The sequence below is a fragment of the Streptomyces sp. 150FB genome (assembly GCF_000818195.1).
In the GTDB taxonomy this organism is placed as follows: domain Bacteria; phylum Actinomycetota; class Actinomycetes; order Streptomycetales; family Streptomycetaceae; genus Streptomyces.
In genome coordinates, this window is sequence record NZ_JTHL01000001.1 from 627,940 (window position 1) to 644,121 (window position 16,182).

Sequence of the window (16,182 nt, forward strand, 5' to 3'; positions counted from 1 at the left end):
TCGGATGGTCCGCATGGCCGGTACCTGGGACAGAGCGGCCGTGCCCGCAATAAGGTATGCGGGCAGGATCGAGCGCCGCCCCCCCAGAGGTGTGATGTCCATGGCCCACTCCCTCCGTCCCGTCGAACTCGACTTCGCGGACACCGCGCCCGTCCGTCTGGTGTTCGGCGCCGGGATGGCCGCGGACCCCGCCGCCGTCCACCACGCGCTCGCCGACGAGGACCGGACGGCGGACTGGGCACAGTGGTTCACCGGAGTGGTCGCCGCCACTCCCGCGCCCGGCGGCCGGCAGGTCCGGCTGAGCGGCGGCACCGTCTTCTGGGAGACGGTGCTCGCCGACGACCCCGGCAGGCGTTACACGTACCGCACCGACCGCACCAACGCACCGGGCGCACGGGCCCTGTTGGAGGACTGGCGGCTCGAACCGGCCGGTGGAGGAACCCGGATACTGTGGACGGTCGCCGCGGACGGCACCGCCGCGTACCGCGCGTTTCTCCGGCTGGCCAGGCCCGGACTGGGACGGGTCTTCCGCCGCTCGGTGCGGAATCTGGACCGGACGCTGGTCCACTGACCGGCCCGGAATGAGCGCGCCGGGGAAGACCGCTCGGTTCCGGGCCCGGCCAGGTCCGGCAAGGTCCGGCAGGCCGGACCCGGACAGCCTCTGACTGCCTCTAACTGCCTCTAACTGCCGGGGCGTACGGGCAGCGTGTCCAGGCCGTGGATCAGTGTGCTGAAGCGCCAGGTGAGAGAATCGGGGTCGACCGCGAGGCGAAGCCCCTCGTAGCGCGTGACCAGGCGTCCGATCGCGATCTGTGCCTCCAGCCGGGCCAGCGGCGCGCCGAGACAGTGGTGGATGCCGTATCCGAAGGCCAGGTGTCCGGTGGCCTTCCTGGTCAGGTCCAGTCGGTCGGGGTCCTCGAAGCGGTCGCCGTCGCGGTTGGCCGACAGCAGGGAGACCATGACGAGTTCCCCCTCAGGGATCCGCACACCGGCCACCTCGACCGGCTCGGAGGTGAACCGGTAGGTGGCGAGTTGGACGGAGCCGTCGTACCTGAGCAGTTCCTCGACGGCGCCGGGCAGCAGCGCCGGATCGGCGCGCAGGGCGGCCAGTTGGCCGGGGGCGCGCAGCAGCGCGAGCGTGCCGTTGCCGATGAGGTTCACCGTGGTGTCGTGGCCGGCGGTCACCAACAGCATGGCCATACCGATGAGTTCGGACCGGGACAGCCGGTCCCCCTCGTCCGTGACCGCCACCAGCTCGGAGAGCAGGTCGTCGGCGGGCTCGGCCCGCTTGCGGTCGATCAGTTGGTCGAGGAACGCGAGCGCCTCCTCGGTGGCCGGGACGACGCCGGCGCCCGGATTGGAACTCACGATGGTGTGCACCCAGCGCCGGAACGAGGGTCGGTCGGCCTCGTCGATTCCGAGCAGTTCACAGATGACCGTCATCGGGACGGGAAGCGCGAAGTCCTCCATGAGATCGACGACTTCCCGCCCGGCCATCCGGTCGAGCAGTTCGTCGGTGATCGCCTCGATCCTGGGCCGCAGCCGCGCCACCGTGCGCGGTGTGAAGGCCTTGCCGACCAGTTTGCGCAGCCGGGTGTGGTCGGGCGGGTCGGAATTGAGCATGTGTGTGTCCAACGCCCGCATGGCGGGGTGGAGATACGGCGAGTCGGCGTCGAGACTCTTGCCGAGGACCTCGGTCGTGCGCTCGGCGTCCTTCAGCAGACGCGGGTCGTTGAGGGCGGCGCGGCAGTCCTCGTACCGGGTCAGCAGCCAGCCGCTGATGCCCCGCGGATTTGTGATGTGCCGGACCGGTGCCTCGTCGCGGAGCAGCGCGCCCAGCCGGTGCGGATCGCTGAAGATCTCGTCGCCGAGGACCAACGGCTCGGACACGGGCGGCAGTCGGTGCGCCATACGGATAACTCGCCTTCGTGCGTGGGGGGATGCATGTATCGGAGGAACACATTCCAGTATCAGGGAGATTCCTCGGCGGTTCGGCGCCGGTGGTGCGGCGGCCGCCGAGGAGTGCCGTGCGCACTGCTTTTGGGTCGTCAGGGCGGCGCGTTCATACGGGTATCGGGTTTTCTGTGCCGGTATGGTCCAGCAGCAGGACGACGGACCGGGCGAACATGAGGAGCAGGCGTGATGAGACGAAGATCTCTCGGGGCGGCGGGGGTGCTGGTCGTCGCCCTCGCCGTGGGCTGCTCGTCCACGGACGGGAGCGACAGCAGCCCGCGAGCCCGCTCGGTTCTCACCGGTGAGCCGGGCACGGCGGGCCGGGTGCTGGCCGTGAAGATCGACAACGTACGGGCGGCCCGCCCCCAGACCGGTCTGGGCAGCGCGGACCTCGTGTACGGCATCGAGGTCGAGGGCGGACTCTCCCGGCTCATGGCCGTCTTCGACAGCGGTCATCTGCCCGGGACGGTCGGCCCGGTGCGCAGTGCCCGTGAGACGGATCTCCAGCTCCTCGCCGCGTACAACAAGCCCGCTCTCGCGTTCTCGGGCGCGCAGAGCAAGCTGCTGCCTGTCCTCGAGAGCTCGGGCATCCAGAGCAGAACCGGGACAGGCGCCTTCTTCCGCAACCGGTCCCGGCCGGTCCCGCACAACGAGTTCCTGCACACCAAGGGCCTCACGGACGGAGCCGGCGAGGCCAAGGACATCGGACTGCGGTTCTCGGCGAAGACGCCGGCGGGCGGTACGCCGGCCACCGTCACCTCGGCCGCGATGCCGGCCGCCCGGTTCACCTTCACCTGGGAGGCGCCGCGCTACCGGGTCTCCATGGATGGTTCACGCTCACCCTGGACGGCCGACAATGTGATCATCCAGCACGTGAAGGTCAGGGAGTCGCGCTTCCGTTCCCGCACCGGATTCGTGCCGTTCTCCGAGACCGTCGGCCAGGGTACGGGTGTGGTCCTCCGGGACGGCCGGTCGTACGAGGTGCGCTGGAGCCGGCCCACGGCCGGTTCCGGGACGGCGTACACACGGGACGGCCGGACGGTCCCGCTGCGCCCCGGCAGGACCTGGATCATTCTCGAGCCGGCCTGAGGGGCTCCGGACCGGCAGAGAGGCAAGGCCGGGCGAGCGCCCCGGGCGTGCGGTCACCCCGGCCAGACGCCGTTAGCCAAGAAGTGGTCGAGCGTACGGGTGTACGGGTCGATGTCGATGCCCTGTCCGGTGAGCCAGTCGTCCGAGTAGTACTTGTCCAGATAGCGGTCCCCCGGGTCGCAGAGCAGCGTGACCACACTCCCCGTGCGCCCCTCGGCGACCATCTCGGCGATGATCATCAGCGCGCTCCACAGCCCGGTGCCGGTCGAGCCGCCCGCCTTGCGCCCGATGGCCCGCTCCAGGGCGCGTACGGCGGCGACACTCGCCGCGTCGGGCACCTTCATCATCCGGTCGATGACGCCCGGGATGAAGCTCGGCTCCATCCGGGGCCTGCCGATGCCCTCGATGCGTGAGCCGCAGTCGGCGCTCGCCAGGGGGTCCTGCCGGGTCCAGCCGTCGAAGAAACAGGAGTTCTCGGGGTCGGGGACGCAGATCCTGGTGTCGTACTGCATGTAGTGGACGTAGCGCGCGATGGTCGCCGAGGTGCCACCGGTGCCGGCCGTCGCGACGATCCACGCGGGCTCCGGGTAGCGCTCCAACTTGAGCTGCTGGTACATGGATTCGGCGATGTTGTTGTTGCCGCGCCAGTCGGTGGCGCGCTCCGCGTAGGTGAACTGGTCCATGTAGTGGCCGCCGGTCCGCGCCGCCAGCCGCGCCGACTCCTCGTACAGCGTGCGCGAGTCGTCGACGAAGTGGCACTGCCCGCCGTGGAACTCGATCAGGCGGCACTTCTCCAGGCTGGTGGTGCGCGGCATGACGGCGATGAACGGCACACCGATCAGCTTCGCGAAGTACGCCTCGGAGACGGCCGTCGATCCGCTGGACGCCTCGATCACCGGCCTGCCGGGGCGGATCCAGCCGTTGCACAGGCCGTAGAGGAAGAGGGAGCGCGCGAGCCGGTGCTTGAGGCTGCCCGTGGGGTGGGTCGATTCGTCCTTCAGGTAGAGGTCGATGCCCCACGGCTCGGGGAGCGGGAAGCGCAGCAGGTGGGTGTCGGCCGAGCGGTTGGCGTCGGCCTGCACCTTGCGTACGGCCTCTTTGAGCCACGCGCGGTACCCCGGGTCGCTGCGGTCCATGTCGAGGGTGACCAGCGCCGCGTCCGTTCTGTCCCGCTCGTCGTGCTGCGTCATGCGCGCCCTTCCTCGTCCTGCTGACCCCCGGCCCGACCCCCCGGTATCCCATCTCCCACCGTACCGACACGACTTGCACAAACGTTGCCTTTGGGTTCCCATGGCGGTCGCTTTGGGGCCTCGGCGGAGGCGGTCTGGCTTATGGACCGATACTTGGGCAGACTTCGGATAGAAAACGGCACGGAGGGGGCTGAGCGGTCATGTCAGAGCCGGAGTTCAGCGCGCGAGGCGTACGGATAGAACGGTGGCCCCGTTCGCTCACCAGGGCGGGCCAGATTCTGATCCAGGACGGCAGGCTGGCCCTGCTGAACAGTTACGGCCGGGTGATCGACAGCGCACCTGTGCGAGCCGTACGGGCCGACCGGCCCTGGTTCGCCGGCGACGGCAGCATGGTGGCCACCGTCAACGGGACGCGGTACCGGCTGACCATGGGGCAGCGCGGGCGCAGGCCCGACGCGCGGGCGCTGGCGGGACGTTTCCTGGATGCCGTGGGCAGGGCGGGCGGCCAGAAGGACTGAGGGACCGAAGGGGCTGAGGGACCGAAGGGGCTGAGGGGCTGAGGGGCTCGAGGACTCCGGGACGGAAAGACGGAAGGGTCGCGGGAGGGGCGCCGGAGGACGGGGGTCCGGTCCGACCGCACCCGGTCGTGTGAATTCGGCTGCCGAGAATCCGGATCGAGGTCTCCTCTGCCGTACACGGCCCGGGAGACCGTGGCGCGGGGCCGAACGGCCCTGCGCCATTAGCACGCGAGTTGCGGAGCCGCGCACCCTGGTTCACTCTGGTCACATCACTCAGGGTGAACCGGTGGTGACGCTGCGAACCAGCCCTCCGCCGGGTCCAGAACAGCAGATGACCGAGCGGGCCACCTGCTGGATCCGATCCTCCGTCTTTCTCGGACCTCATTCGGGGAGTCGCAGCCGTGATCAGCCAGCCAAGCAGGCACTGCGCGGTGGAGCTCCATGCCCTGCCGTCGCGGATCGGCCAAGTCCGCAGAATCGTTTCGGCGCAACTGCGCTACTGGCATCTCGACCCTTTGATCGATCGAGCGGCGCTCGGAGTCACCGAGCTGCTGACCAACGTCCACCGGCACGCACAGCCGGACAAAATGTGCACGGTCGACATCGAGTTCCTGCTCGACCGGCTCACCGTCTCGGTCAGCGACCACGACCCCCGGATCCCCGCGGTCGTCCAGGCCGGCCAGTTCGACACCTGCGGGCGCGGACTCGCGCTGATCGCCTCGGTCAGCGAGAGCTGGGGCATACGGCCCCGGGGCGATACGGGAAAAAGCATCTGGTTCACCCTCCCCGCACCACTCTCCGCCGTGGCGCTGCCCGCCCACGCGGTGTACGGGGCGATGACCGACGGCCCCTTCGGGGGTGCGGAGATCAGCGTCTTCGCCAGGGAAGAGGGACCGGCGGCCGTCCGGGCGGCCGTGGTCGGCTGAACTGACGGTCTCCGTCGACGGGAGGGGCCGCCGCCGGTCACGGGGCGGGGTCGCCAGGGCGGAACGGACAGGCGAGGGGCGGGACGCAGTGGAGGCGTCCCGCCCCTCACCTGTCTGCCCCGCTCGCCCCGTTCGCCCCGTGCACCTCGCCAACCCCGCCCGGATGTTGTACATACCAGTAGGTACAATCACTCCCCTGGCCCTGCCCACCACGTCCTCACCGACCAGGAGCGAGCACCGATGGACTCCACGCCGTCCAAGCCCACCGACGGCCCCCGGATACGCACGGTCCTCGGCGACATCGCACCGGCCGATCTCGGCGTCTGCGACGCGCACGACCATCTCTTCCTCCGGTCCCCGCAGTTGGCCGGCCAGGAGCTGAACGACCCCGCGGCGGCGGCGATACGGCTGCGCGCCTTCCGCGAGGCGGGCGGACGGGCCGTCGCGCAGTGGACGCCGTACGGCCTGGGCCGTGAGCCCCGGGAACTGGCCGCGCTGTCCCGGGCGGAGGACGTCCATCTCGTCGCCGCCACCGGCCTGCACCAGAGCGCGCACTACGACGCGGCGACGCTCAGGAAGGCGGGCGACGGAGGGCTTGAGAACCTGTTCGTCGCCGAGCTGACGGAGGGGATCGCGGGAACGGGCATCAGGGCCGGCCTGATCAAGGTGGCCGGCGCCTTCCACGGGATCGACGCCCACGCGCGGTACACGATGACGGCTGCGGCGCGGGCCCATCACCGTACGGGCTCCCCCATCGCGGTCCATCTGGAGCTGGGGACGGGCGCGTTGGACGTACTCGACGTGCTCTGCGGGGAGTTGGAGGTGGCGCCCGAGCGGGTGATCCTCGGCCATCTCGGACGCTTCCCCGACCGGGTGGCCCAGCATCAGGCGGCACTGTCCGGCGCCTACCTGGCATTTGACGGCCCGTCACGCGCCAACCACGCCACCGACTGGCGGCTCGCCGACCAGCTCGCCGCACTGACCGACGCAGGCTTCGGCGACCGGCTGCTGCTGGGCGGTGATACGACCGTACCGAGCACTCCGGGCCTGCCCTATCTGCTGAGGCGGCTGCGCCCGAAGCTCGAACTCACCCTGGGCGAAACGCTGATGAAGCAGATCCTGACCGCGAACCCGGCGCGCGCCCTGGGCGCGGCCTGGCTGCCCCAGCAGTGACCCCGAGATCCGCCGGGACACTGAACCGGCACTGAGGCGACGCGGAGCCGGCGCCGAGCCGGCGCCTCAACTCACCGTACGAGCGCGCCCAGTGGGTCGTCGAGCACCGGCTGCCACGCCATCTCGCCCGCGCCGACAAGGCTGTTGTGGTCGAGTGTGCAGGCCAGGATCGGCACACCGCCGCTGCGGCCCCACAGGCTGCGGTCGGCGACGACGGCGCGGAGCCGGTCCGGGTCGGCTTCGAGCAGTTCGCGGTGGAGCCCGCCGAGGATGATGCGGTCGGGATTGAGGATGTTGACCAGCCCGGCCAGGCCGAGGCCCAGCCGGTCGATCAGTTCGCCGGTGGCGCGGCGTACGGCGTGATCCGCGTACTCCGTGTGGAGCAGGTCGTACGACTGCCGCAACAGGGACACCTCGGGGCCCGGGGTGCGACCCGCCGCCGTGAGGAAGGCGAGCGGGTCGGCCTCGACGTCCAGGCAGCCCCTGCCGCCGCAGGAGCAGGGCCGTCCCTCGGGGTTGACCGTGAGGTGGCCGACCTCCAGCGCGAGCCCCGAACTGCCGGTGTGCAGGCGGCCGTCGAGGACCAGCGCGCCGCCGACGCCCCGGTGTCCGGTGGCGACGCACAGCAGATGCTGGGCGCCCCGGCCCGCGCCGTGCCGGTGTTCGGCGAGGGCGGCGAGGTTCACGTCGTTGGCGGTGAAGGCGGGGCCCTCGATGCCCGCCGCGCGCACCCGCTCGGCGAAGATGTCGCGGACGGGCGCGCCCGCCGGCCATGCGATGTGCATCGGGTTGAGGGCCGTGCCCTCCGGCTCGGCGACGGCCGAGGGTACGGCGAGCCCCGCGCCCACGCAGCGCCGTCCGCTCTCGCGCAGCAGGACGGCGCCGGCTTCGACGACCTCGCCGAGCACATGGGCCGGGTCGGCCGTCACCGTACTGTGCACCGGCGCTGTGGCGACGATCCGGCCGCCGAGCCCGACCAGCGCGGCGCGGTAGCCGTCGGCGTGGACCTGGGCGGCGAGCGCCACGGGCCCGTCGTCGTCGACGGACAGCCGGTGCGAGGGCCTTCCCTGCGAGCCGGCGGCGGCGCCCGGGCGGGAGTCGACGTGGATCAGGCCCAGGGCTTCGAGTTCCGCGGCGACGGCGCCGGCCGTGGCGCGGGTGACGCCCAGCTCGGCCGTGAGTACGGCACGGGTGGGCGCGCGGCCGGTGTGGACCAGTTCCAGTGCCGGGCCGAGCGCGCCTCGGCCTCGCTCCAGCTTCGTCCGGGTGGTGGTCGCCTTGCCGTTCATGGGGCCGAGTCTCCCATGATCCGCAGGCCCGGCGGGCGCCTTGTCCGGAACGCGACCCCGTCCTATGCTGCTTTTGTGCCCCGAATAAACAAACTAGGAACGGCCCCCGCCCCGGATCGCGAGCGGGGCCGGCGCGAAGCCACCGTGGCGGACGCCTCCCTGAAACGGCTACGGGTCGCGCTCACCGTGTTCTTCGCGGTCGACGGTTTCGTGTTCGCGGGCTGGGTGGTCCGTATCCCCGCCATCAAGCAGCAGACCCACGCCTCGGCGAGCGCCCTGGGGCTGGCGCTGCTCGGGGTCTCGGCGGGCGCCGTCGTCACGATGATGGTGACAGGACGGCTGTGCCGGCGCTTCGGCAGCCGACCGGCGACGGTGGCGTGTGCCGTCCTGGTCTCGCTGAGTGTCGCGCTCCCGCCGCACACCCACTCGGCGCCGGCGCTCGGCCTGGTGCTCGTGGTGTTCGGCGCCGCCTACGGCGGGCTGAACGTCGCGATGAACAGCACCGCGGTCGATGTCGTCGCGGCCCTCCGCCGCCCGGTGATCTCCAGCTTCCACGCCGCCTACAGCCTCGGCGGCATGGTCGGGGCCGGTCTCGGCGGGCTGGTGGCCGGCCACCTCTCCCCCGCCGTGCACCTGTTCGCGCTGACCTCGCTCGGCCTGATCGTCACGGCCTCGGCGGCTCCGGTCCTGCTGCGGCAGGCGGCGCCGGTCACCCACGACATCCTCGCGGACGACTCCCTCGCGAGGCCCTCGACCGGGCCGGGGGCGGCTGCCGCGCCGGGGAAACTCGCAGGTCGTGCGCGGCGGTTGGTCATCCTGTTCGGTGTGATCGCCCTGTGCACGGCGTACGGCGAAGGCGCCATGGCCGACTGGAGCGCGCTGCATCTCGCCGACGACCTCGGCGCGACGGCGGGGGTCGCGGCCGCCGGGTACACCCTCTTCGCCCTCACCATGATGATCGGGCGCCTCTCGGGCACGTTCCTTCAGGAGCGGCTCGGCCAGACGCGCACCCTGGTCACCGGCGGCACCATGGCCGCGCTCGGCATGCTGGTCGGCGCGCTCGCACCAGCCGTATGGCTCGCTCTGCTCGGTTACGCGGTCGCGGGCCTCGGGCTCGCCAACATCTTCCCGGTCGCCATCGGGCGCGCGGGCAAGCTCGCCGGTCCCGGCGGGGTCGCCGCCGCCTCCACGCTGGGCTACGGCGGCATGCTGCTCGGCCCGCCGGCGATCGGCTTCCTCACCGACTGGCTCACGCTGCCCATCGCCCTGACCACGGTCGCGGCGCTGGCGGCGGCCGCCGCCCTCATCGGGCACGTGGCGCGGAACGTATCGGTGCCCTCGGCTCAGGCCTAACCGGCCCCGGCGGGCACAATGACGCCATGAAGACCGCCGCCCACCTCGCCCACACCGACCGTGAAGGGCGGCTGCTGGCGACCGCGGCCGAACTGGCCGGTCCCGAAGCCCGGATCGCCACCTGCGAGGGATGGCGGATCCGCGATCTGCTGCGGCACACCGGCGCGGTCCACCGCTGGGCGACCGGCATCGTCGCCGAGGGCCTCACCTCCCCCCGGCAGCGCGACCCCGCGCCCGCTCTCGACGGGGCGGAACTGATCGAGTGGTTCCGCGAGGGGCACGCGCGTCTGGTCGCCGCGCTCGGTGCGGCTCCTGCGGACCTGGAGTGCTGGACGTTCATGCCCGCCCCGAGCCCACTGGCGTTCTGGGCGAGGCGCCAGGCACACGAGACATCGGTCCACCGCGCCGACGCCGAGTCGGCCCTCGCCAGGGACACCACGGCGACCGACGCCGATTTCGCCGCGGACGGGATCGACGAGTTGCTGAACTGCTTCCACGGCCGCCCCAAGAGCCAGGTCCGCACGGACACACCGCGCGTGCTGCGCGTACGTACCACCGACACGGACGACGTCTGGACGGTACGGCTGTCACCGGCGCCGCCGCACACGGAACGCGCCACGGGCGACACGTACGACGGGGTGGCGGACTGCGAGTTGAGCGGTACGGCCGACCGGCTCCGGCTGGCTCTGTGGAACAGGCTGCCCCTCTCCGCCGTAACCCTCACCGGCGACCCGGAGCCCGCCCGGCTGTGGCGCGAGAAGTCCGCCGTCTGACCTCCTTGCGGCGCGCCGCGCATACGAACAGACTCGGGCCCATGGGGACACGGAGCAGCGCGGAGCGGGACGCCATCACGGTCGAGATCGGCTTCGCCCTGCTGAGCGCGGGCTTTGTGGCGGTGGCGGCCTTTCTGGGACTGGCGGCGCCGACATGGTTCCTGGACCTGCCGCACCCCGTGGACCTCGCGCTGTTCTTCACCGGCGGAGTCGTCGCCGTCATCGCCTTCGTGGCGCGCGTGGTGCACGTCCTGTGGCGCTTCTCCCGGCGACCGGCTGCCCCCCAGGCCGAACTGCCGGGCCGTACAAGGGCCTGAGCAACGCCGGCTGAGGACTCCCGAGAACTCCTAGGTTCTGTCGATCAGGCCGAGCATGACGCCTCCGACGATGACAACTCCGCCCGCCGCCTGGGTGAGTTGGACGCTCTCCCCGTCTATGAGCACGGCTCCGAGCACACCGAACGCGGGGACGAGATTGAGGATGTTGACGGCGACAGAGGATTTCAGGGCCTGGAGACCGTAGTTGTAGAGGAGGAATCCCGCGACCGAGCAGCCGACGGCGAGGTAGACCAGCAGCGCCGCGCTCGTCGGGGAGGGCACCGACCAGTCGGACGACTCGAAGAGGGACGCGACCAGGAAGCCCGCCGCGCCGGCCGTCATCTGGTGGTAGGTCACACTGATGGCGTCACGTCCTCCCGCGAGCCTGCTCACCATGTTGTAGAGCGCCCAGACCAGCCCGCCGAGCAGCAGCAGGATGTCGCCGGTCCAGCGTTGACTGCCGCCCACGGCCGCTCCGTTGCGGACCACGAGGTACGCGCCGGCGGCGGCGAGCAGCACGGCGACGACCCGGATCAGCGGCATACGAACGCGAAACACCACCAGCTCCAACAGCATGGTCATGAGCGGATACGAGGCCACGATGAGTGAGGCGTCGGACGCCGTGGACATCTCGACGCCGAAGTTCTCCAGGATGAAGTACACCGTTATGCCGAGCAGCCCGCTGAGCCAGGTCAGCAGGCGCTGCCGGCCCCTGGGTCGCTCGACGGGACGCCGCCGCCTGGCCGCCAGAAGCCGGATCATCGCCAGGAGCAGCAGCGCGGCCAGTGTGAATCGCAGGGCGCCGGTGGTGAGCGGGCCGACGTCGGACAGCACTTTCTTCGTGACGGCGTAGGAACTGCTCCACAGCAGGGCGGCGCCGGTGACGGCGCAGATGGACAGGGTTTTGGTGCGCCGTGCGTCCTGGACGTCCGAGGCGCGGGCGCCGGGCTCGTCAATCGGCTCCGCAGCGACGGGCGGTGTCTCGTCCGCGCTCGTCCTGCGGACTGCGTTCTCTGTCGCCATCTATGCCTTCCCTCATGTCCGGCCGTTCGGAAATCAGGCCGGATCGACGTCGATTGATCCCACGAAGGATTGTGAAAGTAGCAGATGGGCGGCACTCTGAGACGCTCAACGAATTTCATTCGGTTTAGCCAAGGGATGACTGATCGTGGACGAACTAGATTCGGCGCTTGTCCGGTTGCTCCAGGAGGATGGTCGGCGCAGCAATCGTGATCTCGCGAGAGAGCTCGGCATCGCGCCGTCCACCTGCCTGGAGCGGGTACGCTCGCTGCGCGCCCGGGGCATCCTGCTCGGCTTCCGCGCCGAGGTGGACCTGCCCTCGCTCGGGCGGAGCCTGGAAGCGATGATCGCGGTACGGGTGCGGCCACCGAGCCGCCAGGCGATCGAGGAGTTCCGCTCGTTCGTCGAGCGCATGCCCGAGGTGGTCTCGGTGTTCGTACTCACCGGCGCCGACGACTTCCTGATCCACGTCGCCGTCCGGGATACCGATCACTTGCACTCGGTGGTCCTCGACGAACTGACCAAACGCCCGGAACTCGCCGACGTACGCACCTCCGTCATCTACTCCCACATGAGCCGCAAGGTCGTCGCACCGGCCTGAGCGGCGGCGGAGCCGGGGCAGCCTCCTTCACCGAGCCGGCCTTGGCGCGTCTATACTCTTGATGGCATCAAGAGTTGATGCCATCAAGTAGTGGTGCGCGACGAGGGGCTGATGACGGAACAAGGGAGCGATGGGAGCGCCGAGGACGCGTTCTTCACGGAGCTGGCCTCGGCGTACGGCAAGACGCGCCAGGCGTTCGCACAGCATGTGGGAATGAGCCTGCCCCGGCTGCGGATGCTGATGACGCTGCGGAAGGCGGGCGAGACCAGCCACAGCGACCTGCGCGGCATCGTCTCGCTCGACGGCGCCAGCGTGACCCGCCTCGTCAAGGAATTCGAGTCCGAGGGGCTGGTCACCCGGCGCGTGGACCCGGAGGACAACCGCTACGTCCTGGCGAGCCTGACACCCGCCGGCGAGGGCGCCGCCGCCGAACTGGACCAACGGCACCAGGAGTTCCAGCACAGGCTGCTCGACGGCATCGCCCCGCGCGAACAGCGGAATCTCCGCCGCGCCCTGCGGCGCCTGAGCGCCAATGTCGACCGGATCACCGGCGACGACGACACGTAGCCGCCCCTCCCCTCCACGGGACCGAGGACAGTTCGATGACAGCCGAAACCAAGACCGTCGGACTTCGCATGTACGAGGCCTTCAACGCGCGAGATCTCAGCAACCTGAACGCGGTCCTCGCCGGGGACTTCGTGAGTCACCCACTCGGGACGACCGGCATCGCGCCGGTCGCCCAGGCCTGGTCCGGCCTCTTCGCCGCCTGTCCGGACATCCGGGTCACCGTCGAGGACATGCTCGTGGACGGCGACAAGGTCGCCGTTCGCTCACTGCTGCACGGAGTTCCGGGCAGTGAGCGGGAGGCCGCGCCCGCCATGATGGAGATCTTCCGCGTGCGTCAGGGACGGATCGCGGAGCTGTGGGGAGTGTCCGCCCTCGGCCGCCGGAGCGGGTGACCGCCCACAACGGTGCGCCCTCAACGGCCCGGCAGTAGGCCGACGTTCTCGCCGAGGCGGCGTGCGGCGTGCAGGAAGAATTCGTCCCTCTCCTCCACGACATTGTTGAACTGGCCGAAGAGTTCGAAGGAGATCAGGCCGAAGAGCTGGGCCCAGGCCGCGATCAGTGCGGCCGTCACCTCCGGTGGCAGCCTGAGGGCGAGCTGCTCCGTCACCCGGCGCGCCTCGGGGCGCAGGCCGTCCGAGACGGGCGGGAGTGCGATGCCGCCCGATTCGTGGGCGTCGGTCGCGACGGAGATCAGGGCGAGCGCGACGCGGGACGCCGGGCCGACCGTACGCTGGGGCGCCACGTAGCCGGGGACGGGTGAGCCGTAGATCAGGGCGTACTCATGGGGGCGGGCGTGTGCCCAGCGGCGGACGCCCGAGCAGGTGGCGGTCCAGCGGCCCAGGTTGTCGGCGGCGTGCGCGGCCGCCAGTGCCTGTTCGGCGGCGGAGCCCACCTCGTCGTAGGCGTCGATGATGAGCTCGGTCAGCAGGTCGTCGCGGCTGGGGAAGTAGCGGTAGAGCGCCGACGACACCATGCCCAGCTCGCGGGCGACGGCGCGCAGCGAGAGCTTGGCGGCGCCGTCGGCGGCGAGCTGTCTGCGCGCCTCGTCCTTGATGGCCGCCGTGACTTCGTCACGGGCCCGGTCCCTGGCCCCACGGATGGTCGACATGCGGATCAGTGTGCCACATGCGGAGCGGCGATCAAAAGAGAGAGCACCGCTCTTGCTTTAGAGCGCCGATTCTGTGCACACTGCTCTCAAGCGAGAGCAGTGCTCTCGCCGCTCTCGCACCAGCATCCGGAAGGAGCCCCGCCATGACATCGCAGCCGTACTACCTCAAGGGCAGCCCGCTCACCATCCGCCTGAACAGCGCCGTCGGCTGGCTCGCACGCCACGGCCTGAGCTTCATGGGCACGACCGAACTCTCCGTACGCGGCCGCAAGAGCGGTCAGCTCCAGCGCGTCCCCGTCAATCTGCACACGCACCAGGACGTCCAGTACCTGGTCTCGGCGCGCGGCCACTCCCAGTGGGTACGCAACATGGCCGCGGCCGGCGGCGGCGAACTGCGCACCGGCCGCAAGGTCAGGACCTTCACCGCACGGGCACTTCCCGACAGCGAGAAGCTCCCGATCCTGCGGACCTACCTGGAGCGCTGGGGCTGGGAGGTCGACCAGTACTTCCAGGGGGTCACCGCGAAGTCCTCCGACGAGGAGATCATCGCTTCGGCCCCCGACCACCCGGTCTTCGTGATCACGATGACGTCCTGACCGGCGGGGGCGAGAACATGTCGTCCCCGCCCCGCTCCACCGGCCCTCGCCGCACCGGCCCCCGTGCGACACCGCTCTCGCACGACCCGCCCGGGCGCCACCAGCCCGTTCACCCGCCGCTCACTCCGGCGAGCCGGCCTCCGCCGCCGTGTGACTGTGCTCGGCGGCGCCGTCCTCCTCGGCGGCAGCGGCAGCCGCCGTCGCCGCGGCCGCTGCCTGCTTGCGGTCCAGGATGTCGAGCGCGCGCCTGGCCAGCGGATGCGTCCGCACCAGCGAGGCCAGCGTGGTCGAGCCACGGGCGATGTCGGCGAACGCGTTCCACGCCGGACGCAGCCCCGTGATCGCCGCGTGCAGCAGGCCCGGACGGCGCTCGAAGACGCCGAGCATCCGCCGCCCCACCGCCATCTCGACACCGAGCCCCGCCTTGATGGCGAACGCGTAGTTCAGCGCCTGACGGCGCGCGTCCACCGCGTCGTGCGACTCCGAGATCCGGACCGCCCACTCACCCGCGAGCCGCCCCGACCGCAGCGCGAAGGAGATCCCTTCCCTGGTCCACGGCTCCAGCAGTCCCGCCGCGTCCCCGCACACCAGTACCCGGCCGCGCGACAGCGGCGAGTCGTCGCTGCGGCAGCGCGTCAGGTGTCCCGAGGAAACGGACGGCTCGAACCCGGCGAGCCCGAGCCGGGCCACGAAGTCCTCCAGATAGCGCTTGGTCGCGGCGCCCTCGCCGCGCGCCGAGATCACCCCGACGGTGAGCGTGTCGCCCTTGGGGAAGACCCAGCCGTAGCTGCCGGGCAGCGGGCCCCAGTCGATCAGGACCCGGCCCGCCCAGTCCTCGGCGACCGTCGCCGGTACGGGGATCTCGGCCTCCAGGCCCAGGTCCACCTGGTCGAGTTTGACGCCGACGTGGGCGCCTATACGGCTCGCGCTCCCGTCGGCGCCGATCACCGCCCGCGCCAGGACCGTCCCGCCGTCCGCGAGGACGACGGCGACCGTACGCCGGTCGGGCACGGCGGGGCCGTGCTGCTCGACCCGGGTGACCGTCGCTCCCGTACGGAGCTCGGCCCCGGCCTTCTGCGCGTGTTCGACCAGACTCGCGTCGAACTCCGGGCGGTTGATGAGCCCGAAGATCATGCGCTTCGAGCGGCGGGTGCGGGCAAGTTTGCCGTTCAGCGAGAAAGTGACCGCGTGCACACGGTCCTTGAGCGGCAGCTCGAAGCCCGGAGGCAGCGAGTCCCTCGAAGGCCCGATGATGCCGCCGCCACATGTCTTGTAGCGGGGCAACTCGGCTTTCTCCAGCAGCAGCACCTTGCGGCCGGCGACCGCCGCGGCATATGCCGCTGACGCTCCCGCCGGTCCTGCGCCGACCACGACGACATCCCACACCGGCTCGTCGTGCTCGCTTCCGGCGTCTGCGTTCTCGCTGCTCACGATGTGCTTCTGCTCCTGATTCGACCGGTGACCCGTGCTGTCGAACGGCATCCTACGGCGCGAGCCGCGTCAACCCGCTGTGGGAGGATCAACACTGCCTTCGTCCGACGAGGGACTGGGCCCTGTCCGGCGGATCTTCGCGGATCAGCCCGGGGCGTCTGGTGCGGTGCATCGCAAGGCGGAGGATCGTCCTCGTACTGGACGTACTTGGACGAATCCGACAACGCAGCGAGGTGCCGTACCAAGCGTTCCGGGCCCGCGAAGATCCGCCGGACAGG

18 protein-coding genes are annotated in these 16,182 nt (G+C 70.8%); 12 read left to right on the forward strand and 6 right to left on the reverse strand.

Features of this window, described 5'->3' with window-relative positions; genetic code table 11:
* Positions 1–100 precede the first annotated feature (100 nt).
* The gene (locus QR77_RS02600) at positions 101–571 is read left to right on the forward strand and encodes an SRPBCC family protein (protein WP_040027167.1); all 471 of its coding nucleotides are present in this window, start codon (positions 101–103) and stop codon (positions 569–571) included.
* A gap of 110 nt (positions 572–681) precedes the next feature.
* Here the strand turns inward: QR77_RS02600 and QR77_RS02605 are convergent, their stop codons facing one another.
* A complete protein-coding gene (locus QR77_RS02605) occupies positions 682–1,890 on the reverse strand; it encodes a cytochrome P450 (protein WP_347359765.1) in 1,209 nt (402 codons plus the stop codon).
* A gap of 252 nt (positions 1,891–2,142) precedes the next feature.
* Between QR77_RS02605 and QR77_RS02610 the strand changes: the two genes are divergently transcribed.
* Positions 2,143–3,042, forward strand: coding sequence for a DUF3048 domain-containing protein (locus QR77_RS02610; RefSeq protein ID WP_040019460.1), 900 nt, complete (start codon positions 2,143–2,145; stop codon positions 3,040–3,042).
* Between the two features lie 53 nt (positions 3,043–3,095).
* Here the strand turns inward: QR77_RS02610 and QR77_RS02615 are convergent, their stop codons facing one another.
* On the reverse strand, positions 3,096–4,232 hold the full coding sequence (locus QR77_RS02615; RefSeq protein ID WP_040019461.1) for a PLP-dependent cysteine synthase family protein: 1,137 nt from the start codon (positions 4,230–4,232) through the stop codon (positions 3,096–3,098).
* A 200-nt stretch (positions 4,233–4,432) separates the two neighbouring features.
* Between QR77_RS02615 and QR77_RS02620 the strand changes: the two genes are divergently transcribed.
* The 3 genes from QR77_RS02620 (at position 4,433) to QR77_RS02630 (ending at position 6,849) form a co-directional block, all read left to right on the forward strand.
* A complete protein-coding gene (locus QR77_RS02620) occupies positions 4,433–4,750 on the forward strand; it encodes a hypothetical protein (protein WP_040019462.1) in 318 nt (105 codons plus the stop codon).
* A gap of 401 nt (positions 4,751–5,151) precedes the next feature.
* Entirely contained in the window at positions 5,152–5,676 is a 525-nt protein-coding gene (locus QR77_RS02625; RefSeq protein WP_078876450.1) for an ATP-binding protein, read from the forward strand.
* A 240-nt stretch (positions 5,677–5,916) separates the two neighbouring features.
* The gene (locus QR77_RS02630) at positions 5,917–6,849 is read left to right on the forward strand and encodes a phosphotriesterase (protein WP_052488481.1); all 933 of its coding nucleotides are present in this window, start codon (positions 5,917–5,919) and stop codon (positions 6,847–6,849) included.
* A 71-nt stretch (positions 6,850–6,920) separates the two neighbouring features.
* On the opposite strand, the gene QR77_RS02635 is transcribed toward QR77_RS02630, so the two are convergent.
* Complete coding sequence (locus tag QR77_RS02635; protein ID WP_040019464.1) at positions 6,921–8,138, reverse strand: ROK family protein; 1,218 nt, start codon at positions 8,136–8,138, stop codon at positions 6,921–6,923.
* Positions 8,139–8,213: 75 nt separating this feature from the next.
* On the opposite strand from QR77_RS02635, the gene QR77_RS02640 reads away from it, so the two are divergent.
* The 3 genes from QR77_RS02640 to QR77_RS02650 are packed head-to-tail and all read left to right on the forward strand — an operon-like array spanning position 8,214 to position 10,581.
* Positions 8,214–9,491: an MFS transporter gene (locus tag QR77_RS02640; protein WP_040019465.1), complete on the forward strand. Its 1,278-nt coding sequence runs from the start codon at positions 8,214–8,216 to the stop codon at positions 9,489–9,491.
* 26 nt (positions 9,492–9,517) lie between these two features.
* Complete coding sequence (locus QR77_RS02645; protein WP_040019467.1) at positions 9,518–10,264, forward strand: maleylpyruvate isomerase family mycothiol-dependent enzyme; 747 nt, start codon at positions 9,518–9,520, stop codon at positions 10,262–10,264.
* A gap of 41 nt (positions 10,265–10,305) precedes the next feature.
* Positions 10,306–10,581, forward strand: a complete 276-nt coding sequence (locus QR77_RS02650) for a DUF6332 family protein (RefSeq protein WP_040019468.1) — start codon at positions 10,306–10,308, stop codon at positions 10,579–10,581.
* 30 nt (positions 10,582–10,611) lie between these two features.
* Here QR77_RS02650 and QR77_RS02655 read toward each other — a convergent pair whose 3' ends face one another.
* Positions 10,612–11,604 (reverse strand): DMT family transporter, encoded by a 993-nt coding sequence (locus tag QR77_RS02655; protein WP_078876451.1) that lies wholly within the window; start codon positions 11,602–11,604, stop codon positions 10,612–10,614.
* A 145-nt stretch (positions 11,605–11,749) separates the two neighbouring features.
* On the opposite strand from QR77_RS02655, the gene QR77_RS02660 reads away from it, so the two are divergent.
* The 3 genes from QR77_RS02660 to QR77_RS02670 all read left to right on the forward strand — a co-directional run bounded on the left by QR77_RS02660 (position 11,750) and on the right by QR77_RS02670 (position 13,161).
* A complete protein-coding gene (locus QR77_RS02660; RefSeq protein WP_078876452.1) occupies positions 11,750–12,202 on the forward strand; it encodes an Lrp/AsnC family transcriptional regulator in 453 nt (150 codons plus the stop codon).
* Between the two features lie 111 nt (positions 12,203–12,313).
* Positions 12,314–12,769 (forward strand): MarR family transcriptional regulator, encoded by a 456-nt coding sequence (locus QR77_RS42020; RefSeq protein WP_078877736.1) that lies wholly within the window; start codon positions 12,314–12,316, stop codon positions 12,767–12,769.
* 35 nt (positions 12,770–12,804) lie between these two features.
* On the forward strand, positions 12,805–13,161 hold the full coding sequence (locus QR77_RS02670) for a nuclear transport factor 2 family protein (protein ID WP_040019470.1): 357 nt from the start codon (positions 12,805–12,807) through the stop codon (positions 13,159–13,161).
* A gap of 20 nt (positions 13,162–13,181) precedes the next feature.
* Here QR77_RS02670 and QR77_RS02675 read toward each other — a convergent pair whose 3' ends face one another.
* Positions 13,182–13,877, reverse strand: coding sequence for a TetR/AcrR family transcriptional regulator (locus tag QR77_RS02675; protein ID WP_040019471.1), 696 nt, complete (start codon positions 13,875–13,877; stop codon positions 13,182–13,184).
* Positions 13,878–14,020: 143 nt separating this feature from the next.
* Here QR77_RS02675 and QR77_RS02680 point away from each other — a divergent pair, with 143 nt between their 5' ends.
* Complete coding sequence (locus QR77_RS02680; protein WP_040019472.1) at positions 14,021–14,473, forward strand: nitroreductase family deazaflavin-dependent oxidoreductase; 453 nt, start codon at positions 14,021–14,023, stop codon at positions 14,471–14,473.
* A gap of 120 nt (positions 14,474–14,593) precedes the next feature.
* On the opposite strand, the gene QR77_RS02685 is transcribed toward QR77_RS02680, so the two are convergent.
* The gene (locus tag QR77_RS02685; RefSeq protein ID WP_107069052.1) at positions 14,594–15,904 is read right to left on the reverse strand and encodes a geranylgeranyl reductase family protein; all 1,311 of its coding nucleotides are present in this window, start codon (positions 15,902–15,904) and stop codon (positions 14,594–14,596) included.
* Positions 15,905–16,182 lie beyond the last annotated feature (278 nt).